23 protein-coding genes and 1 pseudogene are annotated in these 22,734 nt (G+C 37.4%); 19 read left to right on the forward strand and 5 right to left on the reverse strand.

Annotated elements, in window-relative coordinates:
* Positions 1 to 739: 739 nt before the first annotated feature.
* From OR571_RS07115 to tsaD, 12 genes are all read left to right on the forward strand, one after another.
* Complete coding sequence (locus OR571_RS07115) at positions 740 to 1,042, forward strand: urease subunit gamma (protein ID WP_142539785.1); 303 nt, start codon at positions 740 to 742, stop codon at positions 1,040 to 1,042.
* A 16-nt stretch (positions 1,043 to 1,058) separates the two neighbouring features.
* Positions 1,059 to 1,373: an urease subunit beta gene (locus OR571_RS07120; RefSeq protein WP_282242146.1), complete on the forward strand. Its 315-nt coding sequence runs from the start codon at positions 1,059 to 1,061 to the stop codon at positions 1,371 to 1,373.
* A gap of 4 nt (positions 1,374 to 1,377) precedes the next feature.
* The gene (gene ureC, locus OR571_RS07125) at positions 1,378 to 3,090 is read left to right on the forward strand and encodes an urease subunit alpha (protein ID WP_282242147.1); all 1,713 of its coding nucleotides are present in this window, start codon (positions 1,378 to 1,380) and stop codon (positions 3,088 to 3,090) included.
* Positions 3,091 to 3,099: 9 nt separating this feature from the next.
* Positions 3,100 to 3,555, forward strand: coding sequence for an urease accessory protein UreE (gene ureE, locus OR571_RS07130; RefSeq protein ID WP_282242148.1), 456 nt, complete (start codon positions 3,100 to 3,102; stop codon positions 3,553 to 3,555).
* A complete protein-coding gene (locus OR571_RS07135) occupies positions 3,548 to 4,234 on the forward strand; it encodes an urease accessory protein UreF (RefSeq protein ID WP_282242149.1) in 687 nt (228 codons plus the stop codon). Before ureE ends, OR571_RS07135 begins: the two co-directional genes overlap by 8 nt.
* A gap of 21 nt (positions 4,235 to 4,255) precedes the next feature.
* Positions 4,256 to 4,867, forward strand: a complete 612-nt coding sequence (ureG, locus tag OR571_RS07140; RefSeq protein WP_282242150.1) for an urease accessory protein UreG — start codon at positions 4,256 to 4,258, stop codon at positions 4,865 to 4,867.
* A 1-nt stretch (position 4,868) separates the two neighbouring features.
* The gene (locus OR571_RS07145) at positions 4,869 to 5,693 is read left to right on the forward strand and encodes an urease accessory protein UreD (RefSeq protein WP_282242151.1); all 825 of its coding nucleotides are present in this window, start codon (positions 4,869 to 4,871) and stop codon (positions 5,691 to 5,693) included.
* Between the two features lie 127 nt (positions 5,694 to 5,820).
* Complete coding sequence (locus OR571_RS07150; protein WP_282242152.1) at positions 5,821 to 6,231, forward strand: YugN family protein; 411 nt, start codon at positions 5,821 to 5,823, stop codon at positions 6,229 to 6,231.
* A gap of 128 nt (positions 6,232 to 6,359) precedes the next feature.
* Positions 6,360 to 6,812 (forward strand): tRNA (adenosine(37)-N6)-threonylcarbamoyltransferase complex ATPase subunit type 1 TsaE, encoded by a 453-nt coding sequence (tsaE, locus tag OR571_RS07155; RefSeq protein WP_282242153.1) that lies wholly within the window; start codon positions 6,360 to 6,362, stop codon positions 6,810 to 6,812.
* Positions 6,809 to 7,498: a tRNA (adenosine(37)-N6)-threonylcarbamoyltransferase complex dimerization subunit type 1 TsaB gene (gene tsaB / locus OR571_RS07160; protein ID WP_282242154.1), complete on the forward strand. Its 690-nt coding sequence runs from the start codon at positions 6,809 to 6,811 to the stop codon at positions 7,496 to 7,498. Before tsaE ends, tsaB begins: the two co-directional genes overlap by 4 nt.
* Positions 7,485 to 7,946 carry a ribosomal protein S18-alanine N-acetyltransferase gene (gene rimI / locus OR571_RS07165; RefSeq protein WP_282242155.1) on the forward strand — a complete coding sequence of 154 codons (462 nt, stop codon included), beginning with the start codon at positions 7,485 to 7,487 and terminating at the stop codon, positions 7,944 to 7,946. Before tsaB ends, rimI begins: the two co-directional genes overlap by 14 nt.
* Positions 7,943 to 8,962: a tRNA (adenosine(37)-N6)-threonylcarbamoyltransferase complex transferase subunit TsaD gene (gene tsaD / locus OR571_RS07170; protein WP_282242156.1), complete on the forward strand. Its 1,020-nt coding sequence runs from the start codon at positions 7,943 to 7,945 to the stop codon at positions 8,960 to 8,962. The genes rimI and tsaD overlap by 4 nt, the downstream gene beginning before the upstream one ends.
* A gap of 474 nt (positions 8,963 to 9,436) precedes the next feature.
* On the opposite strand, the gene OR571_RS07175 is transcribed toward tsaD, so the two are convergent.
* Positions 9,437 to 11,371, reverse strand: a complete 1,935-nt coding sequence (locus OR571_RS07175) for an ABC-F family ATP-binding cassette domain-containing protein (protein ID WP_282242157.1) — start codon at positions 11,369 to 11,371, stop codon at positions 9,437 to 9,439.
* Between the two features lie 131 nt (positions 11,372 to 11,502).
* Between OR571_RS07175 and OR571_RS07180 the strand changes: the two are divergent.
* Positions 11,503 to 12,145, forward strand: a pseudogene (locus OR571_RS07180) (redox-sensing transcriptional repressor Rex).
* 32 nt (positions 12,146 to 12,177) lie between these two features.
* Here OR571_RS07180 and OR571_RS07185 read toward each other — a convergent pair.
* Positions 12,178 to 12,891 (reverse strand): CPBP family intramembrane glutamic endopeptidase, encoded by a 714-nt coding sequence (locus OR571_RS07185; RefSeq protein ID WP_282242158.1) that lies wholly within the window; start codon positions 12,889 to 12,891, stop codon positions 12,178 to 12,180.
* Between the two features lie 269 nt (positions 12,892 to 13,160).
* Between OR571_RS07185 and groES the strand changes: the two genes are divergently transcribed.
* Together groES and groL are read left to right on the forward strand one after the other, a co-directional pair.
* Positions 13,161 to 13,445, forward strand: a complete 285-nt coding sequence (groES, locus tag OR571_RS07190; protein ID WP_093274211.1) for a co-chaperone GroES — start codon at positions 13,161 to 13,163, stop codon at positions 13,443 to 13,445.
* Between the two features lie 101 nt (positions 13,446 to 13,546).
* On the forward strand, positions 13,547 to 15,178 hold the full coding sequence (gene groL, locus OR571_RS07195) for a chaperonin GroEL (protein WP_282242159.1): 1,632 nt from the start codon (positions 13,547 to 13,549) through the stop codon (positions 15,176 to 15,178).
* A gap of 73 nt (positions 15,179 to 15,251) precedes the next feature.
* On the opposite strand, the gene OR571_RS07200 is transcribed toward groL, so the two are convergent.
* The 3 genes from OR571_RS07200 to OR571_RS07210 all read right to left on the reverse strand — a co-directional run bounded on the left by OR571_RS07200 (position 15,252) and on the right by OR571_RS07210 (position 17,011).
* Positions 15,252 to 15,470 (reverse strand): tyrosine-type recombinase/integrase, encoded by a 219-nt coding sequence (locus OR571_RS07200; RefSeq protein ID WP_282242160.1) that lies wholly within the window; start codon positions 15,468 to 15,470, stop codon positions 15,252 to 15,254.
* 61 nt (positions 15,471 to 15,531) lie between these two features.
* Positions 15,532 to 15,828: a tyrosine-type recombinase/integrase gene (locus OR571_RS07205; RefSeq protein ID WP_282242161.1), complete on the reverse strand. Its 297-nt coding sequence runs from the start codon at positions 15,826 to 15,828 to the stop codon at positions 15,532 to 15,534.
* Between the two features lie 313 nt (positions 15,829 to 16,141).
* The gene (locus tag OR571_RS07210; RefSeq protein WP_282242162.1) at positions 16,142 to 17,011 is read right to left on the reverse strand and encodes a helix-turn-helix transcriptional regulator; all 870 of its coding nucleotides are present in this window, start codon (positions 17,009 to 17,011) and stop codon (positions 16,142 to 16,144) included.
* Between the two features lie 83 nt (positions 17,012 to 17,094).
* Between OR571_RS07210 and OR571_RS07215 the strand changes: the two genes are divergently transcribed.
* From OR571_RS07215 to OR571_RS07230, 4 genes are all read left to right on the forward strand, one after another.
* Entirely contained in the window at positions 17,095 to 17,781 is a 687-nt protein-coding gene (locus OR571_RS07215; protein WP_282242163.1) for a hypothetical protein, read from the forward strand.
* A 758-nt stretch (positions 17,782 to 18,539) separates the two neighbouring features.
* Entirely contained in the window at positions 18,540 to 19,811 is a 1,272-nt protein-coding gene (locus tag OR571_RS07220) for a RidA family protein (protein ID WP_282242164.1), read from the forward strand.
* 75 nt (positions 19,812 to 19,886) lie between these two features.
* Positions 19,887 to 20,063 (forward strand): hypothetical protein, encoded by a 177-nt coding sequence (locus OR571_RS07225; protein ID WP_282242165.1) that lies wholly within the window; start codon positions 19,887 to 19,889, stop codon positions 20,061 to 20,063.
* A gap of 558 nt (positions 20,064 to 20,621) precedes the next feature.
* On the forward strand, positions 20,622 to 22,694 hold the full coding sequence (locus OR571_RS07230) for a methyl-accepting chemotaxis protein (protein ID WP_282242166.1): 2,073 nt from the start codon (positions 20,622 to 20,624) through the stop codon (positions 22,692 to 22,694).
* Positions 22,695 to 22,734 lie beyond the last annotated feature (40 nt).

Below are 22,734 nucleotides of genomic sequence, written 5' to 3' on the forward strand. Positions count from 1 at the left end.
ACGAGGAGGCTCACCGCCCGCCCCGCGGTAAGCGTCCGCCCAGAGCGGAAATCTTAGCGGACGTATTATCGGATTTTTACGACGCAGTTTCCCTAATATGTGCGTTATTCCATTAATTGAACTTATGAACTAAATTGGACCGCAGTCAGTGTTTTAGTGCTTTTGTACCTATTGTTGTATTATTAAATAGACATATGTATCAACTGTTACTATAATAAACATTGTGATTGAAATTTGTTTTCAGATATACATACACGAGTAGATAATCTGTAAAGATGAAAAGTAACATTACCTTCCCCCGCTTGCTTATTTTAGGCAGGCTTCTTCTAAATCCACTAAATTTATCGAAAAGCACACTTAATTTATGAAGGCAGTATTTGCAGTATACCATTGAAGAGATTTAGCACGATGCATAAAACTTTAGTTTACAACAAAGTGCAAAAGTGTAAAAATCTCTGGATAGCTATTTTAATAAATAATCTATAAGGATGACACTTACTTACGTGCCTTCTAACTTATAGGGTCTTTTTATTGTATAAATTATTGTTTATTAACCTAAACTTACCTCTGAAAGATGCTTCCTATTTATAGGAATTTTTACTTGTGCTTTTCATGCGCAAAAGAGAACTTTCAGGTTATTAAAAATGTATAAATGTTATCAGAAAATAATGTTTTCAATCTACTAGATGAACTAAAAAATGAGATAATACTATTTCATTTTACGATTGGAGGAAATGCCGTGCACTTGTTACCGCGCGAACAAGAAAAACTATTAATCGTCGTTGCAGCAGATTTAGCGAGACGTCGAAAAGAAAGAGGTTTAAAGCTCAATCATCCTGAGGCAGTATCTCTCATTACGTACGAAATATTAGAGGGTGCTCGTGATGGTAAAACGGTAGCTGAACTAATGGCATATGGTGCCACTATTTTATCGGCAGAAGATGTGATGGACGGTGTTCCAGAAATGATCGACGATGTTCAAGTAGAAGCCACATTCCCAGATGGCGTAAAGCTTGTAACCGTACATTCACCGATTCGTTAAAAAGGAGGGTTCCGGCATGATACCTGGAGAATACGTTTTAAAAGAAGAAGATATTATTTGTAATGAAGGAAAAGAGACGAAAATTATCTCTGTCGTAAATAATGGGGACCGCCCTATTCAAGTGGGTTCACATTTTCACTTTTTTGAAATTAATTCTTGGATTGAATTTGACCGAGAAGATGCATTTGGTTTTCGATTGAATATCCCAGCAGGTTCAGCTGTTCGCTTTGAACCCGGCGATCCGAAAGAAATAGAACTTGTAGCTTTCGGTGGAGAAAGACGCGTTTATGGATTGAACAATAAAACTGAAGGATCATTAGATCGGGGGTAATACGATGAGTTTCAAAATGTCAAGACAACAGTACGCTTCCATGTACGGTCCAACAACCGGGGATGCTGTACGCCTAGCGGATACTGATCTTTTTATCGAAATTGAAAAAGATTATACGACTTATGGTGAGGAAGTTGTATTCGGTGGAGGAAAAGTAATTCGTGATGGAATGGGGAGTCATCCGCTTGCAACACGTGACGAGAATATTCCAGATGTAGTTATTACGAATGTTATTGTTTTAGATTATACAGGAATTTACAAAGCGGATGTAGCGATTCGTGACGGTAAAATTGTCGCGATAGGAAAAGCGGGAAATCCATTATTAATGGATAATGTAGATATCGTCATTGGTGCATCTACTGAAATAATTGCCGGTGAACATAAAATTTTGACAGCTGGTGGTATTGATACACATGTGCATTTCATCAACCCAGCACAAATTGAGACAGCACTCACAGCTGGACTTACGACATTAATCGGAGGCGGAACTGGTCCTGCCGAAGGTTCAAAAGCAACGACGGTAACTCCAGGCGAGTGGCATATGCATCGTATGCTAGAAGCGGCAGAAGATATGCCAATCAATGTCGGTTTTTTAGGAAAAGGTCATGCGGCAGCAGAAGAACCGCTTGCTGAGCAAATTCGTGCAGGTGCAATTGGCTTGAAAGTACATGAAGACTGGGGTGCAACATACTCTTCCATCGACATGTCGTTAAAAGTTGCGGACGAATACGATGTGCAAGTGGCGATTCATACAGATACACTAAACGAAGGTGGGTTTGTCGAAAATACAGTCTCCGCTTTCAAAGATCGTGTAATTCATACGTTCCATACAGAAGGAGCGGGTGGAGGACATGCCCCTGATATTATTAAAGTGGCGAGTCAGATGAATGTATTACCGGCATCTACTAACCCAACACTTCCTTTTACTGTAAATACAATAGATGAGCATTTAGATATGTTAATGGTTTGTCATCATTTAAGTCCTGATATTCCGGAAGATGTAGCCTTTGCGGATTCTCGGATTCGTGCAGAAACAATAGCAGCAGAAGATATTCTTCAAGATTTGGGCGTTTTTAGTATCACTAGTTCTGACTCTCAAGCGATGGGACGTATCGGAGAAGTACTAATTCGTACATGGCAAACAGCGGACAAAATGAAAAAACAACGCGGCAAGTTTGAGAATGATAAAGGAATCGGCGACAACAATCGTGTAAAAAGATACGTTGCAAAATATACGATTAACCCTGCAATCGCACACGGAATTTCCGAATATGTAGGATCGATTGAAGTAGGGAAATTTGCAGATTTAGTTCTGTGGGAGCCTAGATTTTTTGGCGTAAAACCAAGCATGGTACTTAAAGGAGGGATTGCGGTACAAAGCTTAATGGGAGATGCGAACGCTTCTATTCCAACTCCACAGCCGATTCTTTATCGACCTATGTACGGAACGATGGGGAAAGCGAAATATAAAGCATCGATCACATTTGTTTCGACTGCGGCATATGAAGCGGGTGTACATGAAAAACTTGGCTTACAAAAAACAGTTCTTCCTGTACATGGTATTCGCAATTTAACGAAAAAAGATATGAAATTAAATGGGGAAACGCCGGAAATCGACGTAGATCCAGAAACATATGAAGTACGTGTAAACGGAGAGCTTCTAACTTGTGATCCGGTGGACACTGTTCCAATGGGGCAACGATATTTCTTATTCTGAGGTGACGAAATGATAATTGAAGAAGTAGTGACACATATTGATCAAATAGATCCAAAGGTTTTAGAAAGTACACATAAAGAAAAAGTATATTTGGAAAGTAGCGACCTTGTTAAGCGTATTCAAAGAGTTAAAACGGACCATGGAAAAGAAATTGGAATTCGCTTAAAGGAAGCGAAGGATTTGCAAGCTGGAGACGTGCTGTATATGGATGAGAAAAACATGATCATCATTGAAGTTTTTCCTGATGACTTGCTTATTATCTCGCCACGCAGTATGCATGAAATGGGGACAATCGCCCACCAATTAGGAAATAGACATTTACCTGCTCAGTTTGAAGAAGACCAAATGCTCGTTCAGTATGATTATTTGGTAGAAGAGTTACTAGAACAACTCGAAATTCCTTATGCGCGTGAAAAGAGAAAAGTGAGACAAGCCTTCCGCCATATCGGGCATAGTCATGACTAATTATTTATTGTCTTTGTTTCAATTATGCGATTCCAATTTGCCGACCGGGGGATTTAGTCATTCGTTTGGCTTGGAAACGTACATTCAAGAAAATAAAGTACATGATAAAACGAGTTTTTCCAAATGGCTTAAAATGTACTTAAATGAGCAGTTGGTCTATTCAGATGGACTTGCCAGTAGGCTTATTTACGAAGCCCTAGCGGTTGAAAACTATGAAAAAATATGGCGATTGGATCGACTTATTACTGTTCAAAACCTGCCTCGAGAAACGAGGGAAGGCACAAATAAAATGGGTGAGAGAATGCTTACTTTAGGATTAGATTTATATCCAAGCCCTCTTTTACAAACATATAGACAACGTGTAACAGAAGGTGTGTCATTTGCACATCCTGCTATTGTATTCTCCATCATCGCTTTTCAGCTGGATGTTCCACAAAAGTTAGGGATTTCAGCGTTTCTTTATTCCTCCATATCAGGATTAGTTCAAAATGCAGTTAGAGGCATACCATTAGGTCAAACGGCCGGACAACAATTATTAAGAGAGTTTCAAACATATATTGAGGAAGCCGTTGATAAGATTGCGCTTCTTGATGAAGGTGATTTTGGTGCTGTTGCGCCAGGATTAGAAATATCGCAGATGAAACATGAGCGTGTGAATATACGCATATTCATGTCTTAATGAAAGGAAGATTATTTATAAATGGAACCAATTAAAATAGGAATAGGTGGACCAGTAGGTGCTGGGAAAACAATGTTAGTAGAAAAATTAACTCGTCATATGGCAGATGAAATTAGTATGGCTGCTATTACAAATGACATTTACACAAAAGAAGATGCTAAGTTTTTAATGAATAATGGAGTTTTACCAGAGGATCGTATTATTGGAGTAGAAACAGGAGGATGTCCACATACTGCAATCCGTGAGGATACGTCAATGAACTCTGCAGCAATTGAAGATTTGAAAAAGCGTCACCCTGATTTAGATTTGATCTTTGTTGAAAGTGGTGGAGATAACTTAGCAGCGACATTTAGTCCAGAGCTTGTTGACTTCTCTATTTATATTATTGATGTTGCGCAAGGGGAAAAAATCCCACGTAAAGGTGGACAAGGGATGATTAAATCCGATTTGTTCATCATCAATAAAACTGACCTTGCTCCATATGTAGGTGCCAACTTAGACGTGATGGCTTCGGATACAAGGGTGTTCCGTGGGAATAAACCATTCATCTTTACAAATCTTAAAGACAATACTGGATTAGAGGAAGTAATGGATTGGATTCGTAAAAATGCGTTACTTGCGGGATTGAAATAAGATGGAAAATTGGACGGGGATCCTACAACTTGTGATGGAGAAAAAGAAAGACAAAACTGTCACAAAAACGGTGTACTTCCAAGGTGCGTTAAAAGTGCTTCGCCCAAATTATTTGGATAATACAGGACAGGCTTGCTTTTTTATCGTGAATCCTGGTGGTGGTTATGTCGGCGGGGACCGTTATCGAATAGAAGTGCTACTTGAAGAACAGGCGGAGTTAATACTAACAACCCAATCTGCCACAAAAGTATATCGAACACCGACCGCACCAGTACTGCAGGAAACGGAGTTTATATTAAAAAAAGGTAGCGTCCTCGAATATATTCCGGATCCACTTATTGCTTATCGCGATGCAAGGTATGATCAAAACACTGTAATAAGAATGGAAAGAGGATCCACACTTCTTTATACGGATATATTAACTCCGGGCTGGTCTCCAGATGGAGAATGGTTTAAATATGATCAACTAAGATTAAAAAATGAAATTTACTTAGATGACCAGTTAATAGCCTTTGATCATTTAAAGCTACAACCTGATGATTCGCAAGTAGAAGATATAGGATTTATGGAAAGTTATACACATTTAGGTTCGATGATTGTAGTAGATGAGAGATGTACGACGGGATTTCTAAATCAGTTGTATGAGGAGCTGGAAAGTTACATTCCTACTTGTAAAATAGGTATGTCCATGTTGCATGAATCAGGATTTACGATTAGAGTTCTTGGTTCTTCGACGCAACAAATTGAAGAGATACTTGCTGTTTGTACTTCATTTATACGACATGAATGGTTTTCGAAAAAACCATTGTCATTAAGAAAATATTAAATTACTATAAAAGACCGATAAAGGGAGTTACAGCTCCTTATTATCGGTCTTTTTGCATTCCGTTTGTATTAATCCTGCTTTTTGGGAAAAGATAGAACGGATTATACAAATTAGGAGTGAATGGATTATGTTGCAGCTAAAAACGGATTTAGAAGGAAAGCAAGCTTATTTTGGACAAGTGCGTAATAGCATTCAAGGTTTGGGGTATAGTATCGGAGGGAATTGGGATTATCATAAAGGAAGCTTTGATAATGTCTTGTGGCGCGAGGCAGGAGAGACAATCTATTTAAGGCTACCATTCGAGGTGCTTGAAGGAGACTTAGATCATCAAGAAGCATATATAAGATTTCAAACTCCTTATGTTATTAAGCATGTGGTGAATGCTGGCTTAGATAGGGATGAAAATTCATTATTAACTTCTACAGGTTTCAATCAGTTCCAGGATCCTCTCGACAAAGACGGTAAAATTGAGGATAAGAATAGATGGGTGCATGCTGGGGAACAGGCTGTAGAACAAATTATACGTCTAGTGCACTAAAGAAAGTAAAATCATTTCGCCATTTCGCGAAGTGATTTTTTTATATTCAAAGGCAGTCTACTTACATTCCTTCTTCTATTTCTTTATAATAGAAGCAAATAGACAAGTATTTGAAAGGATAGCGACCGATGATATACGAGCAAATAATTAATTCGGAGCAAGAAACAGAGAAACTTGCGTACCAGCTTGCTGATAAGCTAGAGCCTAGTGACGTGCTCACTTTAGAGGGAGATTTAGGAGCCGGCAAGACAACTTTTACAAAAAGTGTAGCGAAGGGTCTAGGGATTACAAGAACTGTCAATAGCCCGACATTTACGATATTGAAGCAATATGAAGGTCGTGTTCCTTTGAATCATCTCGATGTTTATCGCTTAGCGGATAGTGATGAGGATTTAGGGTGGGACGAATTGTTTTACGGGGATGCAGTAAGCATTATCGAATGGGCTCATTTGATAAAGGAAGACTTGCCACCGGAGCGTTTGGCTATACAAATCCAAAGGTTGGAAGATGATAAGCGAAAATTTACATTTACTCCACTTGGAAAAAGATATGAACGATTATGTGAGGAGCTTTTTGAATGATTTGGTTAGGAATAGATACATCCCATACACCACTTGCGGTAGCTGTTGTGGAGGATGACAGAGTACTTGCTTCGTACCAGTCATCCCTTAAAATTACTCATTCTATTGGAGCGATGCCTGCAATTGAAGAATTATTAAAAAAAGCAGATATAAAGCCAAGTGAAATTGATGCGATTGCTGTTGCGATAGGACCGGGTTCCTATACAGGTGTGCGAATCGGAGTGACGATAGGAAAAACACTTGCTTGGACATTGAAAAAACCGATTTTTTCCGTGTCGAGTTTACAAGTGTTAGCTAGTAATGCATCGTACTTCCCTGGAATTGTTTGTGCAATAATGGATGCTAGACGCGGCAACGTATTCGCAGGAATTTATACGAACGGGGAAGCTGTAAAAGAAGCCCATATGCCACTTGTAGAATTATTAAAAACCGTGGATGAAATGGGACAGCCGGTTTTATTTGTTGGAATGGATGTAGGTATCCATTGGGAGCAGATTAAAGAAGTACTTGGAGATCGAGTTGAGCGCGCAAATGCAGCGTTCTCTTTACCAAATGCCGCTGTCTTAGTTGAGCTTGCCAAAAAACTACAACCAACAGAAGTACATACGACTGTGCCTGAGTACTTGCGCATCACAGAGGCGGAAGCAAATTGGATGAAAGAGCAGAAGAAAAATGATAACAAATGAAATAATAACGTATCGAAAAATGACATTGGACGATATCGATCAAATACTTTTAATAGAAGAAGAAGCATTTGCGACTCCGTGGACAAGAGAAGCATTTGAACATGAAATGACGACGAATTTATATTCGCATTACATTGTAGCGGAGACGGAAACAAAAGAAATCGTCGGATACTGTGGCATGTGGATTGTTATGGATGAAAGTCATATTACAAATGTAGCAGTTTCGGAGCGTATGCGCGGGCAAAAAATTGGCGAAGGCTTAATGCGCGAAGCAATTCGTGTAGTGCTCGAGCAAGAAATTGTACTAATGACACTAGAAGTACGAGTGACAAATGATATCGCCAAAAACCTATATTATAAGCTAGGTTTCCAAGATGGCGGAATACGAAAAAATTATTATACAGATACGCAAGAGGATGCTCTTGTCATGTGGGTGGAGTTTAAATGATAAAAGATCAATATATATTAGGAATCGAAACGAGTTGTGATGAAACAGCGGCTTCCATTGTGAAAAACGGTCAGGAAATCATTTCAAATGTAGTTGCCTCCCAAATCGAAAGTCATAAGCGTTTTGGAGGGGTTGTACCAGAAATTGCTTCAAGACACCACGTGGAGCAAATTACGATGGTCATCGAAGAAGCGCTAAAGCAAGCTAATATGTTACCGGAAGATTTAGATGCAGTAGCAGTTACTGAAGGTCCGGGGTTAGTAGGTGCACTTTTGATAGGTATAAACGCAGCGAAAGCATTTGCCTTTGCTAACAGCCTTCCACTTGTCGGTGTCCATCATATCGCTGGTCATATATATGCAAACGCACTTGTTCAACCGATGGAGTTTCCGCTATTAGCATTAGTGGTATCGGGTGGTCATACAGAATTAGTATTGATGAAAGAAGACGGTCAGTTCGACCTAATCGGAGAAACAAGAGACGACGCAGCTGGTGAAGCGTATGATAAAGTAGCACGAGTTTTAAACTTACCGTATCCAGGTGGACCACATATTGACCGACTTGCAAATGAAAGTGATGGTGCGGTGCCTTTCCCAAGAGCATGGTTAGAAGAAGGGTCTTATGACTTTAGCTTTAGTGGATTAAAATCCGCAGTGATTAATTACCAGCATAATGCAGAGCAGCGCGGGGAAGAGATCAATCCTAATCATCTAGCAGCAGGCTTTCAAGAAAGTGTGATTGAAGTATTGACGGCAAAAACGTTAAGAGCAGCACGAGAATTTAATGTGAAACAAGTAATTGCTGCAGGTGGCGTGGCTGCGAACAAAGGACTTCGCAAATCACTGGAAGAAACATTTGTAAATGAAAACATACCTTTCTACGTACCTCCAATCTCGTTGTGCACAGATAATGCAGCCATGATTGCTGCGGCAGGAAATTCTAAGTTTTCTGCTGGAAAGACAAGTGATATGTCGATGAATGGTCGTCCCGGTATGGAATTAAATAGTTGGAAATAAACGAAATCCTCTTTTCTTCGACAAGAAAAGGGGATTTTTTTAACAGGTATTATTCAACTTGTCAATAGAGAACATTCGTACTTATGCACAGTTTGGGGACAACTTGTGCATAAGTTTTGTATTTTCTATATATTGTGTCTCATTTACACACAATTATGTGGGAAAGTAACTTTAAAATCTGTGGATAATGTGTATAAGTCTGTTGATATGTTGGTGTTACTAGTTTTTTCTTGTGAATAAAATTGTGGAAAATGATATCGAGAAAAAAAGTACTTGACCAACATATATAGACAAAATCCGACAAGGGATTTTACAGTAAATGGCTGACTATGACAAACGAGGAGGCAAACGAGAGAAAAAATTAGTTGAATGCGACAAACTAGCACGTGTACACGACAAATGAACAACAGAACGCAAAAAGCCGTCAAATCGCCACTGCATATACAAAAAAAAGATTCCCTTTATAGGAATCCCTTAGTTTGAAGCTATTTCTTCTAATAGTTCTTGTAGCTCTAGCCATTCATTCGACAATTCATCCTGTTTCTCTTTCCAACCATCTAACTCTACTTGTAATTGTTGCACTGCTTCATGGTCTTGGAATATAGCTGGGTCACAAAGCTTTTCTTCTATAGAAGCAATCTCCAAATCCACCGTTGGAATTTGTGCTTCTAGCTCTTCTAGTTGTCGACGTAATTGACGCTCTTTCTTCTTAGCTTCTTTATCGATGGTGGAAGTATTTGCCTTCACAACAACTGTTTTCTCAACAACAGCGTTCTCCAGTGCAAGCTCTTCTAGTTCTTCTTTCTTTTCTAGGTAGTAATCATAATCTCCTAAGTAAAGGGTCGCTTGATCACTAGATAACTCAATCACTTTTGTAGCTATCCGATTAATAAAGTATCGATCATGCGATACAAAAATAATCGTTCCTGGGAAATCGAGTAATGCATTTTCAAGTACCTCTTTGCTGTCTAAATCCAAATGGTTCGTCGGCTCATCGAGTACAAGTGTATTTGCTTTTAATAGCATTAATTTAGCTAGTGCAAGTCTTGCTTTTTCTCCACCTGATAAGGTAGCAATCGTTTTTTGTACATCATCACCGCTAAATAGGAAGCGTCCCAATACGTTGCGTACATCTTTTTCATTCATCAGAGGCCATTCATCCCATAGTTCTTGCAAAGCGGTTTTATTGCCAGTAAGAGCTGCTTGTTCTTGATCGTAATAACCAAATTGAACGTTTGTCCCATATTGAATTTTCCCGGCGTTATGATCTAATTGTTTCATCAGTGTTTTTAGTAGCGTGGATTTTCCAACACCATTTGGTCCAACGAGGGCAATTCGATCTTGCTTATAAACAGAAAAAGAGATATTCGAGGAGACGGTTTTGTTTGGATAACCAACAGCAACTTCCTCTAATCGCAATACGTCATTTCCACTTGGACGATCGATTGTAAAACCAAAATTAGCCGATTTTTCATCGCCATCTGGTGCATCCATCCAATCAGTTTTTTCCAGAACTTTACGTCTTGATTGCGCCATTTTCGTCGTAGAAGCTCGTGCTAAGTTTTTGCTCACAAAGTCTTCTAATTTTGCTTTTTCTTCCTGTTGTTTCTCGTATTTCTTTTTGTCGAGCTCATAGTTTTTTGCCTTTTCATCTAAATAAGCACTATAATTTCCAACGTATCTAGTTACATTATGACGAGAAACCTCATAAACAAAGTTAACGACTTGATCTAAAAAATAGCGGTCATGAGAAACGATTAAGATGGCGCCATTGTAATTTTTTAAATAATTTTCTAAAAAGCTAAGCGTTTGTATATCTAAGTGGTTAGTTGGCTCATCAAGGATAAGCAGGTCTGGTTTGCTTAATAACATTTTGGCAAGAGCTAGTCTCGTTTTTTGACCACCGGATAACGCTTGTACAGGTTTATCATAATCTTCTGGGAAGAATTGCATTCCGTGTAAGATGGAACGGATATCCGATTCGAATCGATAACCCCCAGCTTCGTTGAAAGCGAGCTGTAATTCATCATAGGCTGCAGTTACACGAGCATACGCTTCCGGGTCCTCATATACGGAAGGATCAGCCATTTGTGCCTCTAGAGAACGAAGCTCTTTTTCCGAGTCGATTAAATGACTAAAAATAGATTTCATCTCATCCCAGATAGAAAGCTTTGATTCCAGTCCGGCATGTTGCTCTAAGTAGCCTAATCGAACAGTTTTGGGCATAATGATTTCGCCGGAATCATAAGACATCTCTCCAGCAATTATTTTAAGTAAAGTAGACTTTCCTGCACCATTTCGGCCCACAAGTGCGACACGATCTCGGTCTTGAACTTCCAACTTTACATTTGTTAATATATCTTCACCATTAAAGGATTTAGTTACTTGATTGACTTGTAAAACAATCACGATAATTCGCACCTCAATTCTATCCTAAGTGTAATGTATAGGGACGAGCGTTGCAACGCCCTAGCTTTACAATAGCGGAAATGTCTAGTAATATAAAAACGATTTGTAACAATGAAATAGGAGGGTTTTTCATGAGACCTGAACTTCCAAGAATTCCTCAAGCAACAACGAAAAGACTTCCGTTATATTATAGATTTCTACAAAGCTTTCACAATGCAGGGCATAAACGTGTTTCTTCCCAAGAGCTAAGTGAAGCAATGAAAATAGATTCTGCTACAATTCGAAGAGATTTCTCGCATTTTGGTGCACTCGGCAAAAAAGGGTATGGCTACGATGTTCCGACGCTTTTAGAATTTTTCGAAAACACTCGATCAAGATGAAGCAGCACATGTAGCGTTAATAGGTGTTGGTAGCTTAGGAACTGCATTCCTTAAGTATAATTTTCAGAAAAATCATAATACGAAGATTGTCGTTGCGTTTGACACGAAAGCACCAGTAGAAGGAATGATGAAAAGTGAAATTCCTGTTTTTCATCCAAGTGTGATGGAAACAAAGCTTGCTGAGTATGGGATTGAGTTAGTGATATGTACTGTTCCAAGTCGCTCTGCACAGGAAGTTGCAGACCGTTTGGCGAAAACTAAAATAAAAGGGATTTTGAACTTTACACCTGTGAGATTAACTGTCCCTGATACAATTCGCGTACATACGATTGATTTGTCTGTAGAGGTACAAACACTAATTTATTTAATACGAAATGAGCATATTGAAGATTAAGAGAAAAGCCTTCCAGCTAATGGAAGGCTTTTTTATGGCATTTGTGAATACGTTTCAAGAAACTTTCTGATTGCTTCGCCGTAAAACTGAACAAGTACGACAAATCCATTTAGTAACATATGAGAAATAATCGAAGCTAGTATACGCTTAGTTTTGTAATAAATAAAAGCGAATATAAAGCCAGACACGGCATATAGTAGGATGTGTGTAAACTCAAAGTGTATGATTGCAAAAGCAACTGCACTCACTAGCGCCGCTACAATAAAGTTTGTTTTAGGCAATAAAGAACCGAAAATGATCCGACGGAAAATAATCTCTTCTAATATAGGTGCAAAGATAACGATCGAAAAAATGGCAAGAGGGACGCTATGCGCAATCTCTATAAATTGCTCCGTATTTGCAGAACCTGGTTCCACTCCAAGCTTGATCTCCAAATTCGCTGCAAACATTTGACCTAAAAACACAAGAAAAAAACCGAGTATTCCAAAGCCGATTGTTCCAACTAAAGTAGCTTGCTGTCCTTTTAAAGGGCGGAGGAACGTATTATCTTTGCGAATAATGTACAGGGTAAAGAAGGTGGCAATTCCCATACTTATGAATAACCACCAACCGTAAGTGGCGAGCTCTGAATCTTTCACGTTCATAGCTTGGATTAATTTATAAAGGAGGGGTATAAAAACAACTCCTGAAAGTTGCATAACACAGTAGATGATTAAAACATATAATCCTGTTTTTTGTTGTTTCATATGAAATGATTCCTTTCTATATTAACAATCTTCTTTTATTGTAAAGGAAACAAGAGATAAAGTGAAACTTCATTCAAGTGGGTATCTTCATTAAACCAGAGAAATCTGAAGTGGAGCGTTTATTGACCGTTAAGGAGGGATTAAAGAAAAAGTTAACCTTCTTACTTGCAAAATGTTCTGTTATTAATTATTATTATAAGTGTGTTAGCACTCAAAGAGTAAGAGTGCTAATAATATAAAATTCGACAAATTTAGGGAGGTTGTTTCACTTGTTAAGACCATTAGGTGATCGTATCGTAATCGAATTAATCGAAGTAGAAGAAAAAACAGCATTCGGCATCGTTCTTCCAGACTCTGCTAAAGAGAAACCACAGGAAGGGAAAGTTGTTGCTGTAAGTTCTGGACGAGTACTTGATAACGGCACTCGCGTAGAATTGGACGTAAAAGAAGGAGACCGCATTATCTTCTCTAAATATGCAGGTACAGAAGTAAAATATGAAGGCACTGAATATTTAATATTACGCGAAAGCGATGTTTTAGCGGTAATCGGCTAAATATAAAAACGGGGTTAGAGATGTCTCTGGCTCAATACTGAGTAAAAATCTTATACTTTCTTATTAAAAAATCGTTATAAAATTTGGGAGGTACTTAAATCATGGCTAAAGAAATTAAGTTCAGTGAAGACGCTCGTAGTGCAATGCTACGTGGAGTAGATAAACTTGCAGACGCTGTAAAAGTAACGCTTGGACCAAAAGGACGTAATGTCGTTTTGGAAAAAAAATTCGGTTCACCACTTATTACAAATGACGGTGTAACAATTGCTAAAGATATTGAATTAGATGATGCATTTGAAAACATGGGTGCAAAATTAGTTGCAGAAGTTGCTTCTAAAACAAACGATATCGCAGGTGATGGTACGACAACTGCTACTGTTTTAGCTCAATCTATGATTCGTGAAGGATTGAAAAACGTAACAGCTGGAGCAAACCCAGTGGGAATCCGTAAAGGTATCGACCTTGCTGTTGCAGCAGCGGTTACAGAGTTAAAAGCAATTTCTAAACAAATCGAAGGTAAAGAGTCTATCGCACAAGTTGCAGCAATCTCTTCTGGAGATTCAGAAGTTGGCGAATTAATCGCAGAAGCTATGGAGCGCGTTGGAAACGATGGAGTTATCACTATCGAAGAATCTAAAGGATTCACTACTGAGCTTGACGTAGTAGAAGGTATGCAATTCGACCGTGGATACGCATCTCCTTATATGGTAACAGATTCAGATAAAATGGAAGCGATTCTGGACAATCCATATATCTTAATTACAGATAAAAAAATCTCTAGCATTCAAGAAATCCTTCCAGTTCTTGAACAAGTTGTACAACAAGGGAAACCACTTTTACTAATCGCTGAGGACGTAGAAGGAGAAGCATTAGCTACTCTAGTTGTAAACAAATTACGCGGAACATTCAATGCTGTAGCAGTTAAAGCTCCAGGATTTGGAGATCGTCGTAAAGCAATGTTAGAAGATATCGCTATCCTAACTGGCGCTGAAGTAATTACAGAAGACCTAGGATTAGATTTAAAATCTACTGACATTACACAACTTGGACGTGCTTCTAAAGTAGTTGTAACAAAAGACAATACGACAGTTGTAGAAGGTAACGGAGAATCTGATCGCATCGCTAGCCGTGTAGGTCAAATCCGTGCCCAATTAGAAGAAACAACTTCTGAATTCGACAAAGAAAAACTACAAGAACGTCTAGCTAAACTTGCTGGTGGTGTTGCAGTAGTGAAAGTCGGAGCAGCAACAGAAACAGAACTAAAAGAACGTAAACTTCGTATTGAAGATGCACTAAACGCAACTCGCGCAGCTGTAGAAGAAGGTATCGTATCTGGTGGTGGTACTGCACTAGTAAACGTATACAACAAAGTAGCTGAAGTTGCAGCAGCACAAGAAGGCGACGTAGCAACTGGTCTAAAAATTGTACTTCGTGCACTTGAAGAACCAGTTCGTCAAATTGCTAACAACGCTGGTTTAGAAGGTTCAATCGTAGTAGATCGTCTAAAACGCGAAGAAATCGGTACAGGTTTCAACGCAGCAAACGGCGAATGGGTGAACATGATCGACGCTGGTATCGTAGACCCAACAAAAGTAACTCGTTCAGCACTTCAAAACGCTGCATCTGTAGCTGCTCTATTCTTAACTACTGAGGCAGTAGTAGCAGATATCCCAGAACCAGCTGCTGGTGGCATGGGTATGCCTGATATGGGTGGCATGGGCGGCATGATGTAACTTGCCATCTGAACCCTTGATATGACTAGGTTTGTATGTAAGGTGAAAGTGATTTGCTAACATAGAGGAAAATTTAGAGGCTTCTCATGAGTTGTGAAAACTTTTGGGAAGCTTCTTTCTTCATTTCTTTTGTAAAGTGGAGGTAGATATTCTTGGTGATTTGATCATCCGAATGACCAAGTATATCCATAATTTGTTCAAGTGATGTATGGGTATGTCGTAAAGAGTGTGGGGTTAATTCAGGATATAAATTTGCCAATGTTAGCAGTCTTGCCATTCTCAGTTGTACCATTTTAATAACAATCGGATTTTAGATAGGCAAACTCAGTAGGATCTTTTTTGATAAGCTCCAACTATAATGCTTTCCGAAAAATCATTCTTCCAGTTCGATGAATTCCCTCCCTTGTACTATCAGAATATCCTCTTTCTTTTAGATGGTTTAGAGCATCTTGATATCCCTTTCTCGTGATGTCTTTCAATTTCAGTTGTGCACAGTAGGGTAACAAATTATTGATTTCGTGAAGATGGACTTGGATTGTTCCGGGTTTCACATCTTTTGCTTCGCTATAGATAACGATTAGTTGAAGAGTGTTGTTTAACTCGTGTTCAACATCGGGCGCTAATGTTGAGTAACCCTCTCTTATATCCATAGCAACGATCTTTGAGAAAACAGCCAAATTAAAAAAGCTTCTATCTTTTATTACTTAGTAATTAAAGCTAGAAGCTTTTTTGTTTAGTTCTTATGACGATAAAGTATTTTTAAAATGCATCTCTCGTCCACTTTTTATTGATGGGACGGCGTACTTAGGCGAACTTGACCCAAAAATTATGTTGACGAATAAGCCTTTATCCTTTAATTAAAATTACAGCAAGATGTGGAAAGTCTACATGCTCTTTTGATGTTATCTTAAATTAACAGTAATAAAAAATAATAAACTGGAGGCTAAAATAATTAAGTATTAACTAATATTCTGAATCAATTGGATGTTTTTTTATTGGTACGTAAAGATGATAGGAGGAATCAAGCTGATGAACGTTCTCAAAAGCTTGAATCAATTCGATGTTGGATTCCTCTTCTTCTAGTTTGGAAATCTTTAAAAACCTTGCAAAGTCAGTAGTAAGAACATCCCCTATGTCAAGGATGTCACCAAAATATTTAAACTTAGCACAAAATATTGAAGGTACATCATCGGTAAAGTAATAGGGTTTATTAATCTGGATATCGTAAGGAATCCCGAATAAAACATTAAATCGTGTTGAATTCGGCTGACAATTTGAGTAGATGACATAGCAAGGACCATTAATAGTTTGATTAATATTATCTAAAAGCATTTTAGAATGCGTTCGTATTTTTAATTTATAATTTTCAGTTGCTAAATCAACTACAAATGCAATCCCACAAATTCGTAGAGCATTAAATTCTTCTAGGGTAAAATCGGTGACTATATCACCATTTATGTTTTTAATCGGTTTCCTTACAACTAAAGGAATCGGTGTTAGATTGATCTTCGCCATATTTTCTTTCAGTTTGCTAGGAGCTATCCCATACTGTCTTTTGAAGGCACGAGTGAAAGAGGATGGGGTTCCAAAGTTAAGCCGATATGCAACGTCTGTTAAGGATAACTTCTTGTTTTGAATTAGACTAACGGACGTATTTAATCTTCTAGAAAGTAAGTAGTTGTTAAATGAGTAACCAGTCATTGCGGAAAAAAGTCTATGAAAATAGAATTTCGAAATATTGAAGTGATTTGATACAGATTCTAATGATAAAGATTCTTCTATATTATCCTCAATATATACTAGTGCATTTTCAACTAATTCATAATGTTCCACGAGACCACTTCTTTCTATATTTTCTTTAGTTTAGTATATGAAATTTAAAAAGTAATAATTCGCTTTATCAAGGAGGATAACGAATGGGCAAAAAGTTTGAAATCAGGGAAGATGACTTGAAAATAGCCAGAAGGAATTTCAAAAAAGTTGCAGGCTTATTTGCAATTTTGGCAGGGGTTTTATACACAGTCATTCAATTCATCCACCCACCTGAAACTTTAACTTCTGTTACTTCAATTTCCTGGCAGATAGTTGCATGTTTAAGCATTGCTATGTCCCTTTCCTTTATTATAGGGATTATTGGAATTTACATGAAACAACTTGAAGAGGTAGGTTGGATTGGTTTAATAGGATCTATAATATTTAATCTGTTTTGGTTAATTTCATTGACTTTTAGTTTCATTGAAGCATTTGTTTATCCGCTGATTATAAACGAGGCACCAAGGTTTGTAGAAGGTATGTTAGGACTATTTGGCGAGAACAAAAGTGAGGTTAATCTAGGTGTTTTTCCTATATTGGCCCCTATTGCTGGAGTACTGTATATGCTTGGCGGCTTATTTCTAGGGATTGCGACATTTCGTGCTAAAGTCTTTCCACGCTTTGCGGGTATATTAATTTCGCTTGCTGCTGTAGTTACTTTGGCTACTGCAATTATTCCTCACCCTTATGATCGAATATTAGCATTACCGATGGGAGTAGTTTTCATTTGGCTAGGGTATATACTTTGGTCTGACACAAACAACGTATTGAAGAAATTTATCAGTAGCTAATAAGAATTCACCTTGTAACATAATTATAAAAGATAACTATATTATATTTAGTTCTGAAACATCTAAAACAAAAATCTTTAATAAACCAGTAAAATACGCAGAGTGTTATGGTAGTGATTTAATAGTCACTAATTCAAAAATTCATTCTGATTTTTTCGTCAATACAAATAGAGATATCAAAATTGATAATCGGGTGGAACATAGTATTCGAGTAGAACTGACTAACGAATTATTAAATAAAATTATGTCTTATTAATAAATGTAAGCCCACCAACACCCTAGTGTTGCCACATACACTCCGCCATGTTACTGGGATAATATATATAATTGTTTACTTTTCTACTATTGAGTAATTATATTCTTACTAAAGTGCGCCAGCAAAATGTTAACATTTTCCTAACGCAATCAAATAAAAAAGATAAAATCTCGTTAAAAATATTACAATCCACATTTTTATAAGCCTTGATTTCCCGCTTTGGAACACACCGTTCAATATATTACACACTTTCACCTTACGGGCGAATGATGTAATGATATATTTCCATATAAAAAAGAAGATTCTCACAAGTTCAATGGACTTGTGAGAATCTTTTTTTCTCTCTTTGTTTTTTTTCTTTTTTTTTTGTTCATTTCTCACAAAACGTTAGACGAAATGAACAAACCCTGATATAATTTTGTAGTGCATTCTGAGCGGTTTAAACCGTGTTTTTCGGTGCATACTGGATTAGTAAATATTTATCAAGAAGGGAAATCGTATCATGAGTAACTACAACGCAGTAACAGCAAGAAATACAGAAAATGCTCCAAACGGTAACGGTCTATATTCACAAACTGTAGCATTCTCTCATTACAACAATCTTTCAGCACAATTACCTATCGAACCTAAAACTGGTAAATTGGTAGCAGGTGGTATAAAAGAGCAAGCTGAACAATGCTTTAAAAATATCAAGGCAATTGTAGACAGCATCGATCATGTTATGAGCGATATTGTTAGAATCACGGTATTCGTGAAAGATATCAAAGATGTAGACGCTGTAGACGAAGTTTATAAAACATTCTTCCCAACGTATGTTCCTTCACGAACAACAGTTGCAGTTGCAGCTTTACCTATGGATGCTTTAGTGCAAATTGAAGCACTTGTTTCACATGGTGAAGGTACAATTCCAAACGCCCCACAAGCAGGCGACCTCATCAAACTTACAAATAACACGGCAAATGCACCAACAAGCCCACTATCTACGCAAACCGTGTCTTTCTCACATTACAATAACCTTTCAGCTCAATTACCTATCGATCCAAAAACTGGTAGATTAGTAACTGGCGGTGTAAAAGAGCAAGCTGGACAATGCTTGAAAAATATCAAGGCAATTTTAGAAAGTATCGACGTTCCTTTTGACGATATTGTCAAAATTAATATTTTCCTTAAAAACCTTTCGGATACGGAAGCTGTAAATGAAGTTTATTCAACATTCTTCCCAGATTCAGCTATTGCTAGAGCTGTAGCCTATGTCCCTGCACGTACAGTAGTTGCGGCTGCTGCTTTACCTATGGATGCTTTAGTGCAAATTGAAGCAGTAGTGTCACACGGAGACGGTACACCTCCACAAGCTATTGAAGACAGACATGGAATTGTTATATGGGCAAACAACACTGAAAATGCACCAAAGAATTCTCTATCTACGCAAACTGTAGCGTTCTCACATTACAATCACCTTTCAGCTCAATTACCTTTAGATCCAACAACTGGTGAATTAGTAGCTGGCGGTGTAAAAGAGCAAGCTGAACAGTGCTTGACAAATATTAAGGCAATTGTAGAAAGTATCGACCACGTTATGGACGATGTAGTTAAAGTAAATATCTTCCTTAAAAATATCGAGGATATGGATGCTGTAGATGAAGCTTACAAAACATTCTTCCCAGGCGGTGTTCCTGCACGAAGAACAGTTGGCGTATCAGCTTTACCTGAAGATGCTTTAATCCAAATCGATGCAATTGTATCGAATGCTGAAGGAACACCTCCAAAAGCATAATCGGCAATTATTAAAGGGGCTGTCTCAAATGAAATTGAGACAACCCCTTTTTTTTATCAGCATAGTTGAAAAAGCATGGAGATTTTAGCCGATTCTGGCAGAAATCTTGATGCTTTTTTGTTTCCGGACATAACAATAAACTGGACTGATGAGCGATTCTATGTAAGTGAAATGGCAAGTCAAGTCTCCTCTTCAAGATTTAAGAAATTTTTATCAAGTGTCGCAAAAGACTATGAAAAAAGATGTCAATAATTATAAGAATTTAACCAATATTCTTTTTAAGTTAAGTGTAAATTGATATTTTAGAGATATTCTTTCTAATAATTATTAAAATATGATTGTAAAGTACTATGTTTTAATGTTACTTAAGACTCGTGAAATCAATTATAATTTATAAGGAAGATTTACTATAAGGATAAATTTATTTTTGAAGGAGTCTTACCTAAAATAAAAATCACTGAAAATGGAATCGATTCAAACGACTTGGATTATCTGGAGATATGGATCAAGTTGTATTCAATGAATTATTCCTGTTTCATGGTAACGAGGAGTTCGCTTATTCAAAGTATATGGGAGATGCTACCTTTTTAATTCCAACAAAAACATGGGGGTTGATGATCCTTCCGTAAGGATAACGAAGCACAAGTTGATTTATCTAAGTAACTCTTGATTAGAGGGAAGGGGAAAATAGTGACGATGCGTTGAAAATTATAGATGAATTTCAAAAGTAAAGTTATTATGTGTAATGTATTGGGACAGCGAAGTATGAGTTTAAGGTTGTAGACTGTATAGATAGGAAGGAATTTAATAATGGTAAAGAAAGATAATAGAAAGAAGTTAAACTTGTTTTCTTGGGTAAAAAATAGTATTTCAACAAAAGTAGCTTTTGTACTTTTTATAGCTATCATCATTGTATTTTCAATTACAGGTTTTTTGATTAACTCCTATACTAAATCCCTATTAGTTCATAGTGTGGAAGAAAACGTCTCGACGAAAAGCGAGGCAATTGCAGATCAAGTAAATAATATGTTTGCTAATAAAGGGACAATTGTTAGGCAAATTGCAACAAACCAGGAGATTTTAAAATACTTGAATACAGCGGGCTCAAGAGATGAAGCCACGACCAATGCTTATTACGATGGAGTATTAAAATCACTTGATGAGATTGTTAAAACAGATGATGCTGTTGCAATGGCGTGGATTGCCAGTAATAAGTCTAATTTTCTAGTAGGAAGTAATAATGTAGTATCAGATCCAAGCTTCGATATCAAAAGTAGACCTTGGTATGAAAAAGCCATAGAGGAAGAGGATATATATTTTACGGAGCCATATATGGATGAAGTATTTGGAAAAATGATACTAAGTGCTATGAAACCAATTAAGGACGGTAATAACACGGTTGGTATCATTGCGATAGATCTATTTTTAGATGAATTGCCTCAATTAATGCAGTCTTATAAGATGGGGGAAAATGGATATTCATTTTTACTTTCTAACGATGGGACTATCTTATACCATCCAAACAGTGAGTTAATACTGGAACAAAAACTTCAATCACTTTCTGGTGAAATAGGAAATGTTGGTCAGAAAATGGTGAATGGTGAAAAGGGGCTAAAATTAACGCAAGTAAATGATGGCTTAGAATATATCGGATATTCCCCAGTTCCAACAACTGATTGGTCAGTTGGAACATCTATACCACAAGAGGAAGCATTAAGTAGTCTTAAAACTTTTACATTGATGATGGGTTTATATTTTGGTATTGCTTGTTTCATTCTTATTGTCTTAGTATTCTTCCTATTAAAAGGTATGTTAAGAGGAATTCCACTTGTAACGAATGTAATGGAGCAACTAGCTGCAGGTAATTTAAGTCAGCAAGAGATACAATCAAAATCTAAAGATGAAATAGGTCAATTAGTAACATCTACAAACCAATTGAATCAAAATTTGCGAGCTATAGTAAGCCAAATTAATACTGTTTCTGAAACAGTAAGTAGTCAAAGCGAAGAATTGACCCAATCAGCAAACGAAGTGAAAATGGGTGCAGAACAAGTGGCAATTACTATGCAAGAATTAGCGTCTGGTTCTGAAACGCAAGCCAATAGTGCGAGTGATTTATCATTTGGTATGAATAGTTTTGCAGAAAAAGTTCAAGAAGCAAATGAAAATAGTTATCGTATTGAAACGAATTCAAAGGTAGTTTTAAACATGACGAAAGATGGATCTGAGTTAATGAAGAACTCGATTGCTCAGATGGACAAAATAGATAAATTAGTCCGAGACTCAGTTCAGAAGGTTCAAGGGCTAGACAAGCAATCACAAGAAATTTCGAATTTAGTAACCGTGATTAAGGACGTTTCTAATCAAACGAATCTTCTAGCTCTAAATGCTGCAATTGAAGCTGCAAGGGCTGGAGAACATGGAAAAGGATTTGCAGTAGTAGCGGATGAAGTGAGAAAACTTGCTGAACAAGTATCTGATTCTGTAACGAATATAACAGATATAGTAGGCAATATTCAAAAAGAATCTGGTCTTGTATCGGAATCGTTACAGGGTGGATATGAAGAAGTAGAAAAAGGAAAAGCACAAGTTGAATCTACTGGCGAGACTTTCAGTGGAATTAGTGAAGCTGTAACAGAGATGGTTAATAGTATAACAACTATTGCTGAAAACTTAACTGAAATTGCAGCAAATGCACAGGAGATGAATGGGGCAATTGAAGAAATTGCTTCTGTTTCGGAAGAATCCGCAGCTGGTGTTGAACAAACATCTGCATCTTCCCAACAAATAAGCAGCATTATGGAAGAAGTGGCCGGAGGATCGGGTCAACTAGCAAAATTAGCTGAAGAGCTAAATGATTTAGTAAAACATTTTAAATTATAAACAATAAGTTTTATTCGGATGCTACAAATATTACTGAATA

Source organism: Psychrobacillus sp. NEAU-3TGS (genome assembly GCF_029955155.1).
Taxonomy (GTDB): Bacteria; Bacillota; Bacilli; order Bacillales_A; family Planococcaceae; genus Psychrobacillus.